Source organism: Terriglobales bacterium, from assembly GCA_035624475.1.
GTDB lineage: Bacteria > Acidobacteriota > Terriglobia > Terriglobales > Acidobacteriaceae > DASPRL01.
Map to the genome: position 1 here is coordinate 1 of DASPRL010000243.1, position 2,521 is coordinate 2,521.

The window sequence follows — 2,521 nt, forward strand, 5'->3', positions numbered from 1 at the left end:
CGCCCGCTGCCCTACATCATCATCATCATCGACGAACTGGCCGACCTGATGATGATCGACCAGAACAACGTGGAGGAGTCCATCACCCGGCTGGCGCAGATGGCGCGCGCGGTGGGCATCCACCTGATCCTGGCGACGCAGCGGCCCTCCGTGGACGTGATCACGGGGCTGATCAAGGCCAACTTCCCGGCGCGCGTCAGCTTCCGCGTGGCCACCAAGGTGGATTCGCGCACCATCCTCGACGCCAACGGGGCCGAGGCCCTGCTGGGGCGCGGCGACATGCTCTACCTGCCCTCGGGCTCGGCGCGGGTGAACCGCGTGCACGCTCCCCTGGTCACGGAGAAGGAGATCGGCGGGGTGGTGGAGTTCTGGCGCGCCCAGGGCCAGGCGCAGTACGAGCACAGATTCCTGGAGGCGCCCAAGGAAGAGGACGGCAAGGCGCAAGGCGCCGCGGCTGCCGGCGGAGGCGAGGGCGGCAACGAGGACGACGATCTTTACCAGGACGCGGTGCGGCTGGTCATCGAGTTCGGCAAAGCTTCGACTTCTCTGCTGCAGCGGCGTCTGCGGATCGGCTACGGGCGCGCCGCCCACCTCATCGACCTCATGGAGAAGGACGGCATCGTGGGCGCCGCCGACGGCCCCAAGCCGCGCGAGGTCCTGAAGAAGCCCGACTGGCTCTCGGAAGTGGAAGAGGCGCTGCGCTAGGGGCTCAGCCCTGGCGACTCGCGCCATCTTGCGGCTCTGACGCACGATGGCGCTCGCTCAGGATGACCAACAGCCGGGATGCAGGCCTGAAGACCTGCGCCACCGTGTCCCCCGCCTGAGTTTTTTCTGCAAGCCTGCCGGAACTTTCCGTTCTATGATGCGGGCCCGTAGTGTGCCCCGGAGAGGGCGCGCCACTTGGTCGAGATCATCGTCATCATCGTGCTGTACGTGATCGGGGCGGCGGTGGGCAGCCCCGAGTTCGGCATCTTCCTGGCCTTCGTGGGGCTGACCATCGGCGCGGTGCGCCGCCATTTGCTGCGACGCAAGCTCGAGCAGCAGCGCGAGGAGCTGGACAAGAAGCTCAGCCGGCTGGAGAGCGCCCTCGACAACCTGCGTGCCTCGGTGGCTGCGCTGGCCACGCTCACCAGCCGCGTCTATCAGCTGGAGCAGGAGGCTGGGCTGGAGCCCAAGGAAGCCCCCAGGGCGGCTCCAGTCGTCGCTCCGCCGGTCGCCAAGCCCACGTCTCCGCCGGCCCCGGCTGCCGCGCCTCCGGGATCGCCTCCGGCCCTCGCAGGCAAGCCGCCGGCGAAGGAAGAAGCGCCGCGGCCCGTGCCGGCCCCGCCGCCTCCCAAGGCCGCGACGGTCGCGCCTCTTGTTCCCCCGCTTCCTACGCCGCCGCCTGCGGCGGCGCGGATGACCTCTTCGGTCGCCGCACCGCTCCCGCAGAAGAAGCCCGAGGCCATCGGTTTGGAAGAGAAGCTGGGGACCAATTGGCTGAACAAAGTCGGGATCGTCATCCTGGTCTTTGGCATCGCCTTGCTGCTGGCTTATCAACTGCGCGCGCTCGGTCCGGCAGGCAAGATCGCGCTGGGCTATGCGGTGAGCGTGATCCTGCTGGGCCTGGGCATCTTCTTCGAGCGCCGGGAGCGCTACCGCCTGCTGTCGAGCGCCGCCATCGGAGGCGGCTGGGCGCTGGCCTTCTTCACGACTTACGCCATGCACCATGTGCCGGCGGCGCAGGTCCTTCAGTCGCAGGCGGTGGACTTGGTGCTGATGCTGCTGGTGGCGGCGGGCATGGTGGCCCACACGCTGCGCTACCGCTCGCAGGTAGTGACCGGGCTGGCCTTCCTGCTCGCCTTCTCCACCGTCACCATCAGCCACGTCAGCGTGTACAGCCTGGCGGCGGGCGCGGTGCTGGCGCTGGCGCTGGTCGTCATCGTGCAGCGCATGCGCTGGTACGAGCTGGAGGTGCTGGGGATCCTCGCCGGCTACCTCAACCACTATTACTGGCTGCGGCCCATCGTGGAGCCCATGGGCGACGCGCGCCACGTCTTCCCCGAGTTCCTGCCCAGCGCGGCGCTGCTCATCTTCTACTGGGCGGTCTTCCGCGCCTCCTACATCCTGCGGCGAGTGGAGAAGCAGTCGGAGGAGAACGTCTCCACCGCCGCGGCCCTGCTCAACGGCTTTGGGCTGCTGGCCCTGATGAAGTACCAGTCGGTGCGCCCGGAGCTGGCTTTCTGGTTCCTGCTGGGGCTGGGCGCGGTGGAGCTGCTGTTGTCGCTGCTGCCCATCACGCGGCGGCGGCGGCGGGCGTTCGCCATCCTGGCCACGCTCGGCGCTACCCTGCTAGTAGCAGCCCTTCCCTTCCGCTACTCCTACCAGGAGACACAGCTCTCGGTGCTGTGGCTGATGGAGGCGGAGGCGCTCTTCCTGGCAGGCGTGATCGGCCGCGAGCCGCTCTTCCGCCGCCTGGGGATGCTGGCGGCGGTGGTCACGGCAGCGCAGGTGGTGCTGACCCAGTCCTATCACGCGGGGA

2 protein-coding genes are annotated in these 2,521 nt (G+C 68.7%); both read left to right on the forward strand.

Going from position 1 to position 2,521, the window contains the following annotated elements:
- On the forward strand, positions 1–705 hold a 705-nt coding region (locus VEG08_09980), incomplete at its 5' end, for a DNA translocase FtsK (protein HXZ28311.1).
- A 195-nt stretch (positions 706–900) separates the two neighbouring features.
- The coding region (locus tag VEG08_09985) for a DUF2339 domain-containing protein (GenBank protein ID HXZ28312.1) at positions 901–2,521 on the forward strand (1,621 nt) is incomplete at its 3' end.